General features: G+C 37.9%; 17 protein-coding genes and 1 pseudogene. 12 read left to right on the forward strand and 6 right to left on the reverse strand.

Annotation, left to right across the window (positions count from 1 at the left end; translation table 11 throughout):
• Positions 1-63: 63 nt before the first annotated feature.
• The 3 genes from nrdE to nrdH are packed head-to-tail and all read right to left on the reverse strand — an operon-like array spanning position 64 to position 2,821.
• Positions 64-2,226, reverse strand: coding sequence for a class 1b ribonucleoside-diphosphate reductase subunit alpha (nrdE, locus tag C0J00_RS02925; RefSeq protein WP_104967487.1), 2,163 nt, complete (start codon positions 2,224-2,226; stop codon positions 64-66).
• On the reverse strand, positions 2,216-2,581 hold the full coding sequence (locus C0J00_RS02930; RefSeq protein WP_104967488.1) for a ribonucleotide reductase stimulatory protein: 366 nt from the start codon (positions 2,579-2,581) through the stop codon (positions 2,216-2,218). Before C0J00_RS02930 ends, nrdE begins: the two co-directional genes overlap by 11 nt.
• Before the next feature lie 15 nt (positions 2,582-2,596).
• On the reverse strand, positions 2,597-2,821 hold the full coding sequence (nrdH, locus tag C0J00_RS02935) for a glutaredoxin-like protein NrdH (RefSeq protein WP_104967489.1): 225 nt from the start codon (positions 2,819-2,821) through the stop codon (positions 2,597-2,599).
• Between the two features lie 405 nt (positions 2,822-3,226).
• Here nrdH and C0J00_RS02940 point away from each other — a divergent pair, with 405 nt between their 5' ends.
• The 4 genes from C0J00_RS02940 to C0J00_RS02955 all read left to right on the forward strand — a co-directional run bounded on the left by C0J00_RS02940 (position 3,227) and on the right by C0J00_RS02955 (position 8,206).
• Positions 3,227-3,490 carry a phosphocarrier protein HPr gene (locus C0J00_RS02940; protein WP_003064009.1) on the forward strand — a complete coding sequence of 88 codons (264 nt, stop codon included), beginning with the start codon at positions 3,227-3,229 and terminating at the stop codon, positions 3,488-3,490.
• Positions 3,491-3,494: 4 nt separating this feature from the next.
• Complete coding sequence (ptsP, locus tag C0J00_RS02945) at positions 3,495-5,219, forward strand: phosphoenolpyruvate--protein phosphotransferase (RefSeq protein WP_104967490.1); 1,725 nt, start codon at positions 3,495-3,497, stop codon at positions 5,217-5,219.
• A gap of 153 nt (positions 5,220-5,372) precedes the next feature.
• Positions 5,373-6,800 carry an NADP-dependent glyceraldehyde-3-phosphate dehydrogenase gene (locus C0J00_RS02950; protein WP_104967491.1) on the forward strand — a complete coding sequence of 476 codons (1,428 nt, stop codon included), beginning with the start codon at positions 5,373-5,375 and terminating at the stop codon, positions 6,798-6,800.
• A 104-nt stretch (positions 6,801-6,904) separates the two neighbouring features.
• Positions 6,905-8,206, forward strand: a complete 1,302-nt coding sequence (locus C0J00_RS02955; RefSeq protein WP_104967492.1) for a polysaccharide deacetylase family protein — start codon at positions 6,905-6,907, stop codon at positions 8,204-8,206.
• A 122-nt stretch (positions 8,207-8,328) separates the two neighbouring features.
• Here C0J00_RS02955 and C0J00_RS02960 read toward each other — a convergent pair whose 3' ends face one another.
• The gene (locus tag C0J00_RS02960; protein ID WP_104967493.1) at positions 8,329-9,414 is read right to left on the reverse strand and encodes a DEAD/DEAH box helicase; all 1,086 of its coding nucleotides are present in this window, start codon (positions 9,412-9,414) and stop codon (positions 8,329-8,331) included.
• Between the two features lie 95 nt (positions 9,415-9,509).
• Here C0J00_RS02960 and udk point away from each other — a divergent pair, with 95 nt between their 5' ends.
• The 7 genes and pseudogenes from udk to C0J00_RS02995 all read left to right on the forward strand — a co-directional run bounded on the left by udk (position 9,510) and on the right by C0J00_RS02995 (position 14,089).
• Positions 9,510-10,139: a uridine kinase gene (gene udk / locus C0J00_RS02965; RefSeq protein WP_104967494.1), complete on the forward strand. Its 630-nt coding sequence runs from the start codon at positions 9,510-9,512 to the stop codon at positions 10,137-10,139.
• Between the two features lie 79 nt (positions 10,140-10,218).
• Complete coding sequence (locus C0J00_RS02970) at positions 10,219-10,494, forward strand: DUF1294 domain-containing protein (RefSeq protein ID WP_104967495.1); 276 nt, start codon at positions 10,219-10,221, stop codon at positions 10,492-10,494.
• A gap of 125 nt (positions 10,495-10,619) precedes the next feature.
• Positions 10,620-10,747, forward strand: a pseudogene (locus C0J00_RS02975) (translation factor (SUA5)); the annotation flags it as partial.
• A gap of 38 nt (positions 10,748-10,785) precedes the next feature.
• A complete protein-coding gene (locus C0J00_RS02980) occupies positions 10,786-11,532 on the forward strand; it encodes an alpha/beta fold hydrolase (protein ID WP_104967496.1) in 747 nt (248 codons plus the stop codon).
• A 19-nt stretch (positions 11,533-11,551) separates the two neighbouring features.
• Positions 11,552-12,049, forward strand: a complete 498-nt coding sequence (locus C0J00_RS02985) for a GAF domain-containing protein (protein WP_104967497.1) — start codon at positions 11,552-11,554, stop codon at positions 12,047-12,049.
• On the forward strand, positions 12,049-13,716 hold the full coding sequence (dnaX, locus tag C0J00_RS02990) for a DNA polymerase III subunit gamma/tau (RefSeq protein ID WP_104967498.1): 1,668 nt from the start codon (positions 12,049-12,051) through the stop codon (positions 13,714-13,716). Before C0J00_RS02985 ends, dnaX begins: the two co-directional genes overlap by 1 nt.
• 175 nt (positions 13,717-13,891) lie before the next feature.
• Positions 13,892-14,089 (forward strand): DUF3272 family protein, encoded by a 198-nt coding sequence (locus C0J00_RS02995; protein WP_104967499.1) that lies wholly within the window; start codon positions 13,892-13,894, stop codon positions 14,087-14,089.
• On the opposite strand, the gene birA is transcribed toward C0J00_RS02995, so the two are convergent.
• Entirely contained in the window at positions 14,070-15,002 is a 933-nt protein-coding gene (gene birA / locus C0J00_RS03000; protein WP_104967500.1) for a bifunctional biotin--[acetyl-CoA-carboxylase] ligase/biotin operon repressor BirA, read from the reverse strand. The two genes, C0J00_RS02995 and birA, sit on opposite strands and share 20 nt — an antisense overlap.
• Positions 15,003-15,322: 320 nt before the next feature.
• Here birA and metK point away from each other — a divergent pair, with 320 nt between their 5' ends.
• The gene (metK, locus tag C0J00_RS03005) at positions 15,323-16,528 is read left to right on the forward strand and encodes a methionine adenosyltransferase (RefSeq protein ID WP_104967501.1); all 1,206 of its coding nucleotides are present in this window, start codon (positions 15,323-15,325) and stop codon (positions 16,526-16,528) included.
• A 363-nt stretch (positions 16,529-16,891) separates the two neighbouring features.
• On the opposite strand, the gene C0J00_RS03010 is transcribed toward metK, so the two are convergent.
• Positions 16,892-17,167 (reverse strand): YiaA/YiaB family inner membrane protein, encoded by a 276-nt coding sequence (locus tag C0J00_RS03010; RefSeq protein WP_104967502.1) that lies wholly within the window; start codon positions 17,165-17,167, stop codon positions 16,892-16,894.
• Positions 17,168-17,336: the final 169 nt, after the last annotated feature.

Here is a 17,336-nt window from a genome sequence, read left to right on the forward strand (position 1 = left end):
AGCAAATCAGGTATGTCAAAGTGTGAGAAGACTAGACAAGCTTCAATACATTACGGTGTTCTATTAGATGACACAAGATTCACACTGGTTAGCGCCAACTTCATCACCATCATCGGTGTAGGTACGTACATAGTAGATTGATTTGACACCTTTGTTGAAAGCGTAGTTACGTAAGATAGATAGATCACGAGTGGTTTGTTTGGTGGCGCTACCTTTCCATTCGTAGAGCCCCGTTGGGATTTCGCTACGCATGAAGAGGGTCAATGACAAACCCTGGTCAACATGCTCAGTAGCAGCAGCGTAAACATCGATCACTTTACGCATGTCCATATCGTAGGCTGATTTGTAGTATGGGATTGTATCTGTTGACAATCCAGCCGCTGGATAATAGATTTTACCAATTTTTTTCTCTTGACGCTCTTCAATGCGTTGTGTGATCGGATGAATGGAAGCAGAAACATCATTGATATAAGAGATAGAACCATTTGGTGCCACAGCTAGGCGATTTTGGTGGTAAAGACCATCAGCCATAACTGCCTGACGTAAAGCTTCCCAATCTTCTGCTTGAGGAATGAAATGATCTTTGAAGAGGTCTTTTACAAGGTCTGATTTCGGTACAAACTGACCTGTAACATACTTGTCAAAGTAGCTACCGTCAGCATACTTAGAATTTTCAAAACCAACGAAAGTCGTTTGACGCTCACGGGCAATTTCATTAGAAGCTACAAGTGTCCAGTAGTTGAGCAACATGAAGTAAATATCCGTAAACTCAATTGATTCCGGACTACCATATTCGATGTGCTGTTGAGCAAGGAAGGAATGAAGTCCCATAGCGCCAAGTCCGAAAGTATGAGCTTGGTCGTTACCGTTCTTAATAGATGGAACGGCTTCGATACTTGATGAATCTGTCACGAAAGTAAGGGCGCGTGTCATCGCTTTGATCGAACGTCCAAAATCAGGAGAGGTCATCATATTTACAACGTTGGTTGAACCAAGGTTACATGAAATATCTGTTCCCAGTGTAAGATAGTTTTGACCGTCGTCAATCATGCTTGGTTGTTGTACTTGTAGAATCTCTGAACACAAGTTGGACATGATGATTTTACCATCAATTGGATTAGAACGGTTGGCAGTATCAACATTGATGATATAAGGGTATCCAGACTCTTGTTGTAACTTAGAAATCTCCGTTTCTAATTCACGAGCATTGATTTTAGTCTTTGTAATCTTAGGATTAGCTACTAACTCATCATATTTTTCAGTGATGTCGATGTAGTTGAATGGGATACCGTATTCTTTTTCAATATTGTAAGGAGAAAAGAGGTACATGTCCTCGTTCTTACGAGCCAACTCGTAGAATTTATCAGGAACAGTTACACCGAGTGACAGGGTTTTAACACGCACTTTTTCATCCGCATTTTCTTTTTTGGTTGAAAGGAAAGAGATGATGTCTGGATGGAAGACATTGAGATAAACCACTCCAGCACCTTGACGTTGCCCTAGTTGGTTAGAGTAAGAGAAGCTATCCTCAAAGAGTTTCATAACAGGAACCACACCAGATGCAGCTCCAGCAAAACCTTTGATAGGAGCTCCAGCCTCACGAAGGTTAGAAAGGGAAATACCAACACCACCACCAATACGTGAGAGTTGAAGTGCAGAGTTGATTGAACGGCCGATTGAGTTCATATCATCAGTCACTTGGATCAAGAAACAAGAGACCAACTCCCCACGACGGCTACGTCCAGCATTTAAAAATGAAGGAGTAGCAGGTTGATACCGCTGGCTAATCATTTCTTTAGCTAAATCACGAGCCAATTCTTCATTACCATCTGCAAAATAGAGGGCGTTAAACATAACGCGATCTTCCATGCTTTCTAGGTAAGCCTCTCCATCATTTGTTTTAAGAGCATACTGTTGGTGGAATTTATAAGCCGCCATAAATGACTTAAATTGGAAATTCTCGTTTTTTAAGTCTTGGGCTAAGGATTCAATAAATGCTTGGCTATACTTGTTAATGAAACCTGTTTCGATGTAATCATTTTCAATCAGATAGTTGATTTTATCTGTCATTGAACCAAAAGGCATCATGTTAGGGTTGACATTTTCTTCAAAGAAAGCTGCGAGAGCTTCTTTGTCCTTATGCAGAGGAATTTGTCCATCAACGGGACGGTTAATTTCATTATTTAAACGGAAATAAGTAACATTTCCCAAATCTTTAAGACTCATGCGCTAAGATTCCTTTTACTATGTTAGTGTCTTCTACAGTACCGCTAAATTCCAATTCATGGAGCAGTGGTAGCTGATATTTTTGTGCTAATTCCTTGGCTTCACGACAAAAATCAGGGCCGAAGTTTCGATTGCCGATACCAATGATACCGTAACAATGTGCTAGATTGTCTTCAATAAAATCTTCAACATAGTCAAAATTGTCATTGTAAGTGGGAATAATGACAACAAACTTATGATGACAGTGAGGTGTTTGCCCACTTGGCATCAGTGTTATAATATCATCTTGGGCGATGTCAAGTTTGTTGATAAATCTGGCTGTCTGACCAGTAAGGGTATGAAAGGCAACCTTCAATGGCTTACCCTACTTTTAGACAATTTCTTTGAGTTTAGCAGGTTGAAATCCAGAAAAAACAACATCGCCAGCTTGGATAACTGGAGCTGCTGCAAATCCTAAACTTTTCACGTATTCGATGTGTTCAGGTTCTTCGTCAATGTTGATTTCTTTGAATGAAACACCTTCCTTTTCTAGGAATTTTTTAGTCATTTTACATTGCATGCAGTTGTTTTTTGAAAAAATAGTAATGTTACTCATCTGATAACTCTCCTTTTTAAGTACCACAATAGCATACCCAAAATTAGCTTAAAATGCAATAGATTATTACTGGTGAAACACAAAATATAGTTATATCTTTTTCTTATACCCCAATATATTGTGTTGGAATGAAAACTTAAGGAAAACAGATAGAACTAGTCTTTGAACAAATATTTTACGCTAAGTAGTGATTTTTTTCTTCAATATATAGGTTGAAAATATAGATTGAAAACAAGCCAAAATTATTTTTCCATAAGTGATGTAAGAAGGTCGAAAGTATCCTGTAAATTTTTTCAATCTAGCTTATAAAATCTTGAAAAAAAAATAGGCTTGTGTTATAATTGGAAATTGTAAGGGTTATCATGGATGACTCAAAAATTAAAAAGAGAAAAAAGGAGAACCATCATGGCTTCTAAAGATTTTCATATTGTAGCAGAAACAGGTATTCACGCTCGTCCAGCTACTTTGCTTGTTCAAACAGCTAGCAAATTTGCTTCAGACATCACTCTTGACTACAAAGGTAAAGCAGTTAACCTTAAATCAATCATGGGTGTTATGAGTCTTGGTGTTGGTCAAGGTGCTGATGTTACAATTTCTGCAGAAGGTGCAGACGCTGACGATGCTCTTGCAGCAATCGAAGAAACAATGACAAAAGAAGGATTGGCATAAGAAAATGACAGAAATGCTTAAAGGAATCGCAGCATCTGATGGTGTTGCAGTTGCTAAGGCATATCTATTGGTTCAACCGGATTTGTCATTTGAAACTGTTTCAGTTTCAGATACAGATGCAGAAGAAGCTCGTCTGGATGCAGCTCTAGCGGCGTCTCAAGACGAGCTTTCTGTTATCCGTGAAAAAGCCGTAGGTACGCTTGGTGAAGAAGCAGCATCCGTTTTTGATGCTCATTTAATGGTTCTTGCTGACCCAGAAATGATTGGTCAGATTAAAGAAACAATTCGCGCGAAACAAGTTAATGCAGAAGCTGGTTTGAAAGAAGTTACTGATATGTTCGTGATACTTTTTGAAGGTATGGAAGACAACCCATACATGCAAGAACGTGCAGCGGATATTCGTGATGTTGCAAAACGTGTCTTGGCTCACCTCCTTGGTGTGAAATTGCCAAACCCAGCAACGATTAGTGAAGAGTCAATTGTTATTGCGCATGACTTAACACCTTCAGATACAGCTCAACTTGATAAAAACTTTGTTAAAGCTTTCGTAACTAATATTGGTGGACGTACAAGTCACTCAGCTATCATGGCTCGTACTCTTGAAATCGCAGCTGTACTTGGAACTAACAACATTACTGAAATTGTAAAAGATGGTGATGTTTTGGCTGTTAATGGAATTACTGGTGAAGTTATCGTTAACCCAAGCCAAGAAGAAATCGCAGCTTTCAAAGAAGCTGGTGAAGCTTATGCCAAACAAAAAGCTGAATGGGCACTTCTTAAAGATGCACAAACTGTTACAGCTGATGGTAAGCACTTTGAATTAGCAGCTAACATTGGTACACCAAAAGATGTCGAAGGTGTTAATGATAATGGTGCTGAAGCTGTAGGACTTTACCGTACAGAATTCTTGTACATGGATTCTCAAGACTTCCCTACAGAAGATGAGCAATATGAAGCCTATAAAGCTGTGCTTGAAGGCATGAACGGTAAACCGGTTGTGGTTCGTACAATGGATATCGGTGGAGATAAGGAACTGCCTTACTTCGATCTTCCTGATGAAATGAACCCATTCCTTGGATTCCGCGCACTTCGTATCTCAATTTCTGAGACTGGTGATCAAATGTTCCGTACACAGATTCGTGCTCTTCTTCGTGCGTCTGTACACGGTCAATTGCGCATCATGTTCCCAATGGTTGCTCTACTTAAAGAATTCCGTGCAGCAAAAGCAGTCTTCGATGAAGAAAAAGCTAACTTGCTCGCTGAAGGTGTAGCAGTAGCCGATGACATTCAAGTTGGTATCATGATTGAAATCCCAGCTGCAGCAATGCTTGCTGATCAATTTGCGAAAGAAGTTGACTTCTTCTCAATTGGTACAAATGACCTTATCCAATACACAATGGCAGCAGATCGTATGAACGAACAAGTGTCATACCTTTACCAACCATATAACCCATCAATCCTTCGTTTGATTAACAATGTTATCAAAGCAGCTCATGCTGAAGGGAAATGGGCAGGTATGTGTGGTGAGATGGCTGGTGATCAACAAGCTGTACCGCTCCTTGTTGGAATGGGTCTCGACGAGTTTTCTATGTCAGCGACATCTGTACTTCGTACACGTAGCTTGATGAAAACTCTTGATTCAGCAAAAATGGAAGAGTATGCCAATCGTGCTCTTACAGAATGTTCAACTGCTGAAGAAGTTCTTGAACTTCAAAAGGAATATCTATAATTTAAGCAACTAAGAAGAGGGCAACCTCTTTTTAGTTTGTTTGAATCATCAAATAAAAATACGAAAATTCAGATATTTTATGTAGTAAATAATTGAATTCCCTAGATAAAGTGCTAGAATAGAAAACATACTAAGTGTAAAGGAGGCAAGGAATTGTCTAAACAATATAAAAACCTTGTCAACGGAGAGTGGAAACTTTCAGATAATGACATTAAAATCTACGCTCCAGCAACAGGAGAAGAACTAGGATCTGTCCCAGCTATGAGTCAAGAAGATGTTGACTACGTTTACGAAACTGCTCGCGCTGCTCAACCAGCATGGCGTGCACTTTCTTATGTAGAACGTGCAGCTTACCTTCATAAAGCTGCAGATATCCTTGTTCGTGATGCTGAAAAAATTGGGGCTGTTCTTTCTAAAGAAGTTGCTAAGGGTTATAAAGCAGCGGTTTCTGAAGTTATTCGTACAGCAGAAATTGTCCGCTATGCAGCTGAAGAAGGTGTTCGTATGGAAGGTGAGGTTCTTGAGGGCGGTAGTTTTGATGCTGCTAGCAAGAAAAAAATTGCCATCGTTCGTCGTGAACCTCTTGGTCTAGTGCTTGCTATTTCACCGTTTAACTATCCCGTTAACTTGGCAGGTTCAAAAATTGCTCCAGCCTTGATTTCAGGGAATGTTGTTGCTCTTAAACCACCAACGCAAGGATCAATTTCAGGTCTATTATTGGCTGAAGTATTTGCTGAAGCTGGTCTTCCAGCTGGTGTCTTCAGTACCATTACAGGGCGTGGTTCTGTTATTGGTGACTACATTGTAGAACATGAAGCTGTTAACTTTATTAACTTTACAGGTTCAACTCCAGTTGGTGAACGTATCGGTAAAATGGCTGGTATGCGTCCAATCATGCTTGAGCTTGGTGGTAAAGACTCAGCTATCGTTCTTAAAGATGCAGACCTTGAGAAAGCAGCTAAAAACATCGTAGATGGTGCCTTTGGTTACTCAGGTCAACGTTGTACAGCGGTTAAACGTGTTCTTGTACAAGAAGAAGTTGCTGATGAACTTGTCGAAATCATCCGTGAAAAAGTTCTTAAATTAACAATCGGTAACCCAGAAGATAATGCGGATATCACACCACTTATCGATACTGGTGCTGCAGACTTTGTTGAAGGACTTATTAATGATGCTGTTGAAAAAGGCGCTGAAGTTAAGACTGAAATCAAACGTGAAGGTAATCTTATCTGCCCAGTCCTTTTTGATAAGGTAACGACTGATATGAAATTAGCTTGGGAAGAACCATTCGGTCCTGTCCTTCCAGTTATCCGTGTTAAATCAGTTGAAGAAGCTATTGAGATTTCAAACCAATCTGAATACGGTCTTCAAGCTTCTGTATTTACAAACGACTTCCCACTTGCTTTCTCAATTGCAGAACAGCTTGAAGTTGGTACAGTACACATCAATAACAAAACACAACGCGGTACCGATAATTTCCCATTCTTGGGAGCTAAAAAATCTGGTGCTGGTGTCCAAGGGGTTAAATACTCTATTGAAGCTATGACTTCTGTAAAATCGGTTGTCTTTGATATTAAATAATCAAAAAAATCGTTCTAATTATTAGAGCGATTTTTTTGATGACATTAAGATTTTTTCTTGTCTTTTTTAATTCTTCTCTTTATAATGAAGAAAAGGAGTTGCAGATGAAGAAAATATTACTCATATTATTCTTTCTTATCGGGGGAATATTTTTAATAATGTTTTTAGGAAGAATGTTCTATACCCAATATCGACAAGAAAAAGTAACAAACTTTGTTGAGGGCTTTCAAAATAATCTTAGTCGTGATATCCCGATATCAAATGGGCAAGAAGTTTGGTCGGATAAGGAATCCTGGATTTATTTTAGCATAGGCGAAGAAGGTAACCCTGTTCAAAAAGAATTAAAGGCGCTAATGCCTAAGCAAAATCAGCTAGGGAAATATGCCAATCATGAAGTTGAGCGTCTGCACCTACTCTATCCGCAAAAAGCATCGTCTAATTTAGATGGAATTTCAGAATTAGTCTTAAAAGAAAGTAGTTATCGCATTAAGGGATTAGATATTATCAAGGAGAAAGATAAAGAACATCAACGGATACATTTTAAAGATGCTAGGTATAAGACTCCTTTTACTTTAAATGACTTAATAAGGGATAAAGCTGCTTTTCGGAAAGTTATTGAAGCGGCAACTAGCCAGGGATCTTGGTCACAAGAGAGAAAAAAAACAGTTTTAGAACCCTTCCAAAGTGATGATTGGTCAGAGATTAATTTTTCTTATAAGGATAGCCAGCTTTTTTTGACTAAGGAACTGAGTCTACCACTTACGTCTATTTTTGATGCTATTCAAGGAACATATCTCACAGGGAATGATTTAACAAGTTATCAAGATTACCAGGAGGAGAAGAAAAAGAATCTTAAGAGAGTTGCTTTAACTTTTGACGATGGGCCTAATCCTGACACAACACCTCGTGTTTTGGAAATATTAGATCAATATAATGCTAAAGCGACATTTTTTACGCTTGGTCATAAATTAGCTGGTCAGGAGACATTAGTAAAAAGAATGATTGATCAAGGTAATGAAATTGGAAATCATACTTGGTCTCATCCGAATTTGACAACTCTATCTGTTGAAGGGATCAAGCAAGAAATTACAGCTACTAATCAAGCGATTGAAAAGATTACTCATCAAAAACCAACGTTGATGCGTCCGCCTTATGGAGCTACTAACGCAACGGTACAAGCTGCTGTGGGTATGAAAGAAATTATGTGGACAGTTGATACTCTCGATTGGCAAAGTCATTCCACACCCGCCATCATGAAAAAACTTAAGGAGCAGTTGACGCCTGGAGGAATTATCTTGATGCATGATATTCACCAAACATCCGTAGATGCTTTGCCGTCAGTATTAGACTATTTAAAATCGCAAGGTTATGAGGTTGTTACAGTTAGTGAGTTATATGGTTATTGATTAGTTAAAAAATGAAAATATAAACAGGCTTAGAATAACGTTGTCAAGAAACGCTCCTTCTAAGCCTTTTTATATTGTTCAATTGTCAACAGAGCACCGAACAGGCACATTTCTACCTAACCTTATTTCTTTAATGATAGGGTCTGATTTTTGAGTTGTAATTCTTGGACAGAAGCCATCTTTTTCAATTTTTTGAGATCTTCTTTGTGAGTGACTAATGAAATAACTTGTCCTTCTTTTCCCATACGCCCAGTTCTTCCAGCACGATGGGTATAGGTTTCACGATCACGGGGGATGTCAAAATTGATGACCGTTTCAAGGTTGTTGATGTCAATTCCTCTAGCGACTAGATCAGTAGCTAGTAGTAAACTTAATTCATAGTTTTTGAATTTCTCCAAGATAACTTTTCGCATTTTAACATTGATGTCACTTGCGAGTGAGACAGCAGATGTGCCATTGAATTGTAGCCTCTCTTCAGCCGCACCCAAATCAGATAGGTTATTGAAAAACACTAGTCCACGAAAATCAGGGATGTTACTGAGTTTACGCAAAAATTCTAGGCGCTCGCGTTTTTCAAGACTAATATAATAATGAGCGATAGCACTTTGTTCCTGATCAGAAAGATCAATAATTTTGGTGTCATCAGCTAAACTATCAATGCTTATCTTTTGAGTTGCAGATAGATAGACCATTTGATGATTGCGGGGAACATGGTTACTAATCTTAGTGACAAATTGTATTTGAGAATCGCTTAAGAGTTCATCGTATTCATCAAGCACAATTGTATTGATGTTCATCATTTTAACTTTTTTAAGTTTCACTAGTTCAAAAATACGTCCGGGTGTGCCGATGATGATTTCAGGTCCTTTTTTTAGGCGTTCAATTTGTCTTTTTTGGCTAGATCCTGAAAGCAGTAGCTGCGGGGTCAATCCGATTGATTCCGCCCATGTTTTAGCAACGTCAAATAATTGACCAGCTAATTCACTATTAGGAGCTAAAATGAGTAATTGTTGTGCTTTTTTAGGCGTCAGTGTCAAGAGTAGAGGCCACATATAAGCCAATGTTTTACCAGTACCAGTTGGGCTAGTGCCTAAAACATTTTCACCAGCAGATAAGGGTGAAAATAGCTCCTTTTGGATAGGTGTTGTGTCATTAAATCCAAGATCAGCAAGTTTGTTCTGCCATTCTTTTGGGAGATGTTTAATCATGGGGATTCCTTTTATTTTTTTCTGTAGATTTGCTTTATATTATAGCATGAATTGTGATATAATAGCTAACAATGTTGTAAAAAATGGAGCGAACAATGCGTAAAAAACCTATTATTATTGGTGTTACTGGTGGTTCTGGTGGTGGAAAAACCAGTGTTTCTCGAGCAATTTTAGCTAATTTCCCAGATGAAAAAATTGCTATGATTGAACATGATTCTTATTATAAAGATCAGGCTCATCTGACCTTTGAAGAACGTGTGAAGACTAATTATGATCATCCACTTGCTTTTGATACGGATTTAATGATTGATCAGCTTAACGAACTCATTGAAGGTAGACCTGTGGATATTCCTGTCTATGATTACACTCAGCATACCCGTAGTAGTAAGACTTATCGCCAAGAGCCACAAGACGTCTTTATTGTGGAAGGTATTCTTGTTTTAGAGGATAAGCGCTTGCGTGATTTGATGGATATCAAATTATTTGTGGATACAGATGATGATATTCGTATCATCCGTCGTATTAAGCGTGATATGGAAGAGCGGGGGCGTAGTTTAGATAGTATTATCGATCAGTATACCAGCGTGGTTAAGCCCATGTATCATCAGTTTATTGAACCTACTAAGCGTTATGCTGACATTGTTATCCCAGAAGGTGTGTCTAATACCGTTGCTATTGACTTGATTAATACCAAAGTGGCGAGTATTTTAGGCGAATCTTATTAATGAAAGAGTCTTGTTGAGAAAGTTATAAAATCGGTGGATTATGTAAGGATAATTCACTGATTTTTTAGTAGGGAGAAAAATGTTAACGGTATTATTAATGGCATTGTTTATCTGGAATTTGTTTGTTTTTTTAGCCTACGGCTATGACAAGATTCAAGCAATTAAAGGAGGGTGGCGAATATCGGAACGCTTTTTACTGACCATTACCTTTTTTTTAGGTGGCCTGGGAGCTTTGATTGGTGGCAAGTTATGTCATCATAAAACACAGAAGTGGTACTTTGTCTGGTCATGGTGGTTAGGGATTTTGTTGATTTTAGGGATGATTGTTTTCATATTGTTTCTTCAAAATGTGTGAGCTGTTTTTTGTCATTAAGAAGTATTTACAATTGAAACTAATGTATAGAATAACTAAATTGTGAAAAATATTAAAGAGATTATTATTTTTAGCTTGAATTAGTAAGCTATTTGAATTATTAATAAGGTGCAGGCAATCGTTATGTCTATAATTTTCCTGTTGTCATTCGAAAAGGTCTAGACATTGATAAGATTATGATGGATCTTTCAGATTTTTTAATTCATGGAATTATCGTCAAGGAGAATATTATTGATTGATTTTTTCTGATACTTTTTCGATAATGAGTTAATAATGATGCTATTTAAGCAGAAAGTGGTGACAGTATTGCATTTATACTTTATAGATGGTCTTGGCTCAAATCACTATTACACGAAAACATTTGCTGAGCATTTGTCATCGTTCGGTATTCAATTACAATATTTAAACTTACCCGACGACTTAGCCCATTTAGTAGCTTGGTTTGAAGACATGATTTCTCAAGAAGAAGTGGTTTATTTGACAGGATTTTCCTTGGGTGCAGATATTGCTAATTATTTAGCTAACCATAGCAGAGTTGATTATTTAATTCTTTTAGATGGTGGCTTAAGGGTTCATGATATTTCCCAACAATCTTTAGAACAGGAAATTACAGATGCCTTATCTTATCTAGAAGTTTGCCAAATTTCCGATATCAATCTTGCTATTGAGGAAGAAAAAAAGAGTACCAAGCATTGGAGCAACTATCTTGAAATGGCTGTTCGTGAAAATTATGTCCAGACAACTACTGGCTACCAACTAAAACTCAACTCCGATAGGGTTATCAATCTCTTAAGGACGAGGCGAAAGTGTTGGTTGGATAATCAAGAAAGAGAGTTAAGAGTTGAGACACTCCTTATTTTAGCAGGACAACCCACAGAATATCTTGAGGTCAAAAAAGAAGCTCTTAAACCTGATGATAATGTGACTTATTGTGTCTTACAAGATGCAAGTCATCAGCTTTATTTAGATGATGTCGCAGGGCTTGTGGATGGTATTGTGGATTTTTTAAAGCCAGCATAATTATGGTATAATAATATCTATGATTAATAGTATAAAAAAAGATAATTACGAGATTTTGTTAGCTCAAGCGGAAGGCTTATTTGCCAATGAAAACAATGCATTAGCTAATCTGTCAAATGCTTCAGCCATGATTAGAACAACGCTACCCAATACCGTTTTTTCAGGTTTCTACCTGTTTGATGGGCAAGAATTAATTTTGGGTCCCTTCCAAGGTAATGTTTCCTGTGTACATATCGCCCTTGGTAAAGGTGTTTGTGGTGAATCTGCTGAAAAGAATGAAACCTTGATTGTTGACGACGTAACCAAGCATGCCAATTATATTTCCTGTGATTCAGCAGCCATGAGTGAAATTGTTGTTCCGATGGTGAAAAATGGCAAATTGATTGGTGTTCTTGACTTAGACTCAAGTGTTGTTGGTGATTATGATGAGATTGATCAAGAATACTTAGAAAAATTTGTTGCTATCTTACTTGATAAAACACGTTTTAATTTCCACATGTTTGGAGTAGAAGATTAATGTACCAAGCCCTTTATCGTAAATACCGGAGTCAACGTTTTGATGATATGGTTGGACAGACGGTTATTTCGACAACCTTGAAAAAAGCTGTCGATTCAGGTAAAATCAGCCATGCTTATCTCTTTTCTGGTCCGCGAGGAACTGGAAAAACCAGCGCAGCTAAAATTTTTGCCAAGGCTATGAACTGCCCTAATCAAGTGGATGGCGAACCTTGTAATCAATGTGATATTTGCCGTGATATTACTAAGGGAAGTCTTGATGATGTTATCGAGATTGATGCGGCATCAAATAATGGTGTTGATGAGATACGTGATATTCGAGATAAATCAACCTACGCACCAAGTCGAGCAACCTATAAGGTCTACATCATTGATGAGGTTCACATGTTATCCACAGGTGCTTTCAATGCCTTGTTGAAAACCTTGGAAGAGCCAACGGAGAATGTGGTTTTTATCTTAGCGACTACGGAGTTACATAAGATTCCAGCCACTATCTTGTCTCGTGTTCAACGATTTGAATTCAAAGCTATTAAACTAGCTGATATTCGTGAGCATATGGCAAGCGTTCTTGATGAAGAATCAGTACCTTATGATAAGGATGCACTGACGCTTATTGCCAGAAGAGCTGAGGGAGGTATGCGTGATGCTTTGTCTATTTTGGATCAAGCTCTATCCCTGTCAACTGATCAAGGTGTCTCTCGCGAAATCGCTGAGGAAATAACCGGCTCCATCAGCCTAGCGAGTTTGGATGCTTATGTTGAGAGTTTGATGATAAGTGACACAACTGCAGCCTTAAATCACTTAGAAATCATTTTTGATCAAGGTAAAAGCATGAGTCGCTTTGTAACAGATTTGTTGCAGTACCTGAGAGATCTGTTAATTGTTCAATCAGGTGGTGAGAATACCCATATCAGTCCTATTTTTGAAGCTAATCTAGCTTTGGAGTCTCAAACGATTTTTGACATGATTGATGTGGTAACAGATGGCTTACAGCAAATAAAGCAAGGAACTCATCCTAAGATTTATGCTGAAATGTTGACCATTCGTTTATCTGAAAGAATTGCTAAAGGGAGTCACGAAACGCATTTACCGGATGATGTTTGGCAACAGTTTCAGGAAATGAAAAATGAGATTGCCCAGCTTAAAGAAAAATTAGCTGAAACACTCAACCAATCATCATCAGTTTCTGTGACTAAACCAACAAAACGTACGACACGTTTTAAAGTGGATCGTGAAAAAATCATAACGATTATGCAGGAAACGGTTGAGGATTCTGAAAAATCTCGTCAGTATTTGGAAGCTTTGAAAACCTCATGGAATGAGATTTTAGATTCTATTACCCCACAGAACCGCGCCTTGCTATTAGGGTCGGAACCTGTTTTGGCTAATAGTGAGAATGCTATTTTAGCTTTTGATGCAGCCTTTAACGCGGAACAAGTTATGAAACGAACAGATTTGAATGATATTTTTGGTAATATCATGAGTAAGGCGGCTGGTTTTTCACCAAATATCATGGCTGTACCTAAATCAGATTTCAACAGCATTCGAACAGAGTTTGCCAAACGAATGAAATCAGCTAAACAGACCGAAGAAGCAGAGGAAGCACAGGCTACTATCCCAGAGAATTTTGCCTTTCTCTCTGATAAAATTTCCACAGTAGAAGACTAGCTCAAGCTGTGTTCAACCCATCGTCATTATGATGAAGATATTTATAGATCTAGCTGAGCGTAAGCGTAAAGAGGAAACGGCTTTTGGTAGCTGCTTCCTCTTTATATTTATGGTTCGATGTCTTTTATAAGAATAGACTTTTGCTCAGATTATTTCTTTTTGTTATAATATCAGCATGCCTTATTCACAATTTTTTGTCGTGGCACTAATCTGTGCACTTGAAACTTATTTTTTTAATCAAGCTATGATGACTGGTAATTATTTACTAGCCTTTTTTTGGGGATTGATGTTACTGAGAAATCTTCGTCGTGTTCAGTTAGTCTCACGATTTACAAAACGCTTGTTGGAGCAATTTACCAAGAAGAAAGACTAACCTCGCCACTAGCTAAGGTCACAATTTGACCATTGTTTGTTTCTAAAATTAAGTGTCCCTGATCAGTGATATCTGAGACTTTGGCAGTAATAACTTGGTTATCTTTTTCATAAGTCACTTGTTTATGTAAGACAAGTGATTTTTCTTTGTAAACTTTGATATGGTCATGCTCTGGGATCTTAAAGAAGAGTTTCCAAATTTCACAAATCAGATCATTACGCGTAATAGTTGGCGTTTCTGTGAAAAGAGAAGCCGCGATACCATCTAACTCATTAGGAAACGTTGATATATGGAAATTGAGACCAATGCCAATAAAGACATCAGTAACTTGCCCTGTTTCAACAGAAGTGACAGCTTCTGAGAGAATGCCAGCAATTTTTTTGCCGTCTAAGAAGATATCATTAACCCACTTAATCTCAGGAGATTTATCCGTTAGTCTTGAAATGGCTTTAACAATGCTAGATGCTACTAAAACCGTATAGGGTGGCAATTTATCATAGGATGCATTAGGTTTAAGATGGAGTGTCATGTAGATACCACCGTTTTTATCCGCGTGGAAATGGCGGCCAAGTCTCCCTCGGGCTGCCGTTTGATTAGGAGCTAGATAGAGATGAGGTGCTTGAGCTCCATTGAGAGCGGCTGTTTTAGCATCTTGTTGTGTTGATTCACTGGAAACTAGGTAGCTCACAGGGAGGTTTAAGGCATTGGAAATGACATCAGGTAACAGTAAATCCCCAGATAGAATACGGTATCCTCTTTTTTTAATAGCCTCAATCTGGATACCATTATCTTCTAAAGTTTTAATAGCTTTCCAAACAGCTGCTCTTGAGATATCCAATTCTCGAGCCAGTGTCTCACCAGTAATAAAATTTTCTTTTAATAAGCGTTGGTAAATACGTTCATAGGTTTTCATACTGTTAGTATAGTATAAGGCATTTGACTTGTCAGTAATTTTCCTAAATTTTGCTAAAAAGATTAATAAAAGTGATTTTTATGGTACAATATTAGGCGTTATTAAGTCCCGATAAGATAGTCTGGATGATTAAAAGATTTCTAGTCTTCGTTAGTCGACTTCGGTGAACTCTAGTTCTACCTTCAGATCATCTGCCTCGATTAGAAAACTTTTTCTGCATTCACACTCTGTTTTGAGTATGAAAGGCTAGTTCTTTGTAACCTAGTAACATGTCGCAGGACATTTCCTGTAGTAAACATTTTTTAAGGGGGACATTTTTTATGTCAGAACGTAAACTTTTCACGTCTGAGTCAGTTTCGGAAGGACATCCGGACAAGATTGCAGACCAGATTTCGGATGCTATTTTAGATGCTGTTTTAGAGCAAGATCCAGATGCCCACGTGGCTGCAGAAACGGTTGTTTACACAGGATCAGTTCATGTTTTCGGTGAAATTTCAACATCAGCCTATGTGGATATTAACCGAGTGGTTCGTGATACCATTGCTGAGATTGGATACACTAATGCAGAGTATGGCTTTGCAGCTGAATCTGTTGGTGTTCATCCATCACTGGTTGAACAGTCAGCAGATATCGCTCAGGGTGTTAACGAAGCGCTTGAGGTTCGTGAAGGGGATAAAGATGATCTAAGCTTGATTGGAGCAGGTGATCAGGGTCTTATGTTTGGATTTGCTATTGATGAAACCCCTGAATTCATGCCATTACCGATTTCGCTATCTCATCAATTGGTTCGTAAATTAGCAGAATTACGCAAGTCTGGCGTAATCTCATATCTTCGTCCTGACGCTAAGTCACAAGTGACAGTCGAATACGATGAAAATGATAAGCCAGTTCGCGTTGATACTGTTGTTATCTCAACCCAACATGACCCGGAAGCAACCAATGAGCAAATCCGTGAAGATATTATTAATCAGGTTATCAAAGCTGTTATTCCTGAACAGTATCTTGATGATGAAACGAAATTTTTCATCAATCCAACTGGACGCTTTGTTATCGGTGGTCCACAAGGGGATTCTGGTTTGACAGGACGAAAGATCATTGTCGATACTTATGGTGGTTATAGTCGTCATGGCGGTGGGGCATTCTCCGGAAAAGATGCTACTAAGGTAGACCGCTCAGCTTCATACGCAGCTCGTTATATCGCTAAAAATATTGTAGCAGCAGGTTTAGCCAAGAAAGCAGAAGTTCAGTTGGCTTATGCCATCGGTGTGGCACAGCCAGTATCTGTTCGTGTTGATACTTTTGGTACTTCAACGGTTTCAGAAGCAACACTAGAAAAAGCAGTTCGGCAGATTTTTGATCTGCGTCCTGCAGGCATTATCAAAATGTTAGATTTGAAACGACCAATCTACAAACAAACAGCTGCCTATGGCCACATGGGACGTACCGATATTGACCTTCCGTGGGAAAGATTAGATAAAGTAGAAGTCTTAAAAGCTGCAGTTGAAAAAATTAAAATCGAGATTTAACATCAACTGCCTCAAACAGTTAAACAAATTATTATTGAAAGGGTTTAGTTCTGTAGTGAATAGAACGAAACCCTTTTAGTTTTGTTTTAGATTGTTTATTCTTGCAGTAAAAATACAGTTAGTAAGGCTTGTTTGATCTTATTAAAAATCTGAATGCTTTACGGGGTTATTCAAAAAAAGCTATTTGAAGTAATAATTCAGCAGCAGTTAGGTTAAAATAAAGTGAAAAAACCAGCTGTCTTAAGACGCTGGTCGGTAATGTAGATTGATAGTTTTTGTTTAAGCGATCATGAGATGAATGGTTACGATGGTTGATAAGAATTATGATCATAAACTTTTGGGGGAATAAGTTCTTCTTTAAACTTATTCTATCGTATCGTCGTTGTGGAGATTAGCATTCTGGAAAAGGGAATTGTAGTTTTCTTCGTCTTCTTGGTTGTCGCGTATAACTTTAGAGACCGTAAAAGATGAAGAAATGAGTCCGACAGATCCCATGAGATAGTATCCTTTAACCATAAGTGGTTCTTTTAAAGTGTATAATCCAATCAACATTAAACCAAGGAAGAAAAGGAATGATCCCCAAGCCATCATGGTAAATGCAGGGGTATTGCGATAGATTTTTTTCTTAACTTTATTCATAATGAACTCCTGTTTCTCTTTAATTTTAAAAAAATTATATCATATTAGATTGTTATTTTCAAAAATATTAGAGAAATAACAATTAATTAGGTATTGAAATACTAAATTTTTTGTATTTGGCACTCTTCTAAAATTGTGATAAAATAGAGGGGATGAATTCATGTATTAG

It is taken from the genome of Streptococcus pluranimalium, from assembly GCF_002953735.1.
GTDB lineage: Bacteria > Bacillota > Bacilli > Lactobacillales > Streptococcaceae > Streptococcus > Streptococcus pluranimalium.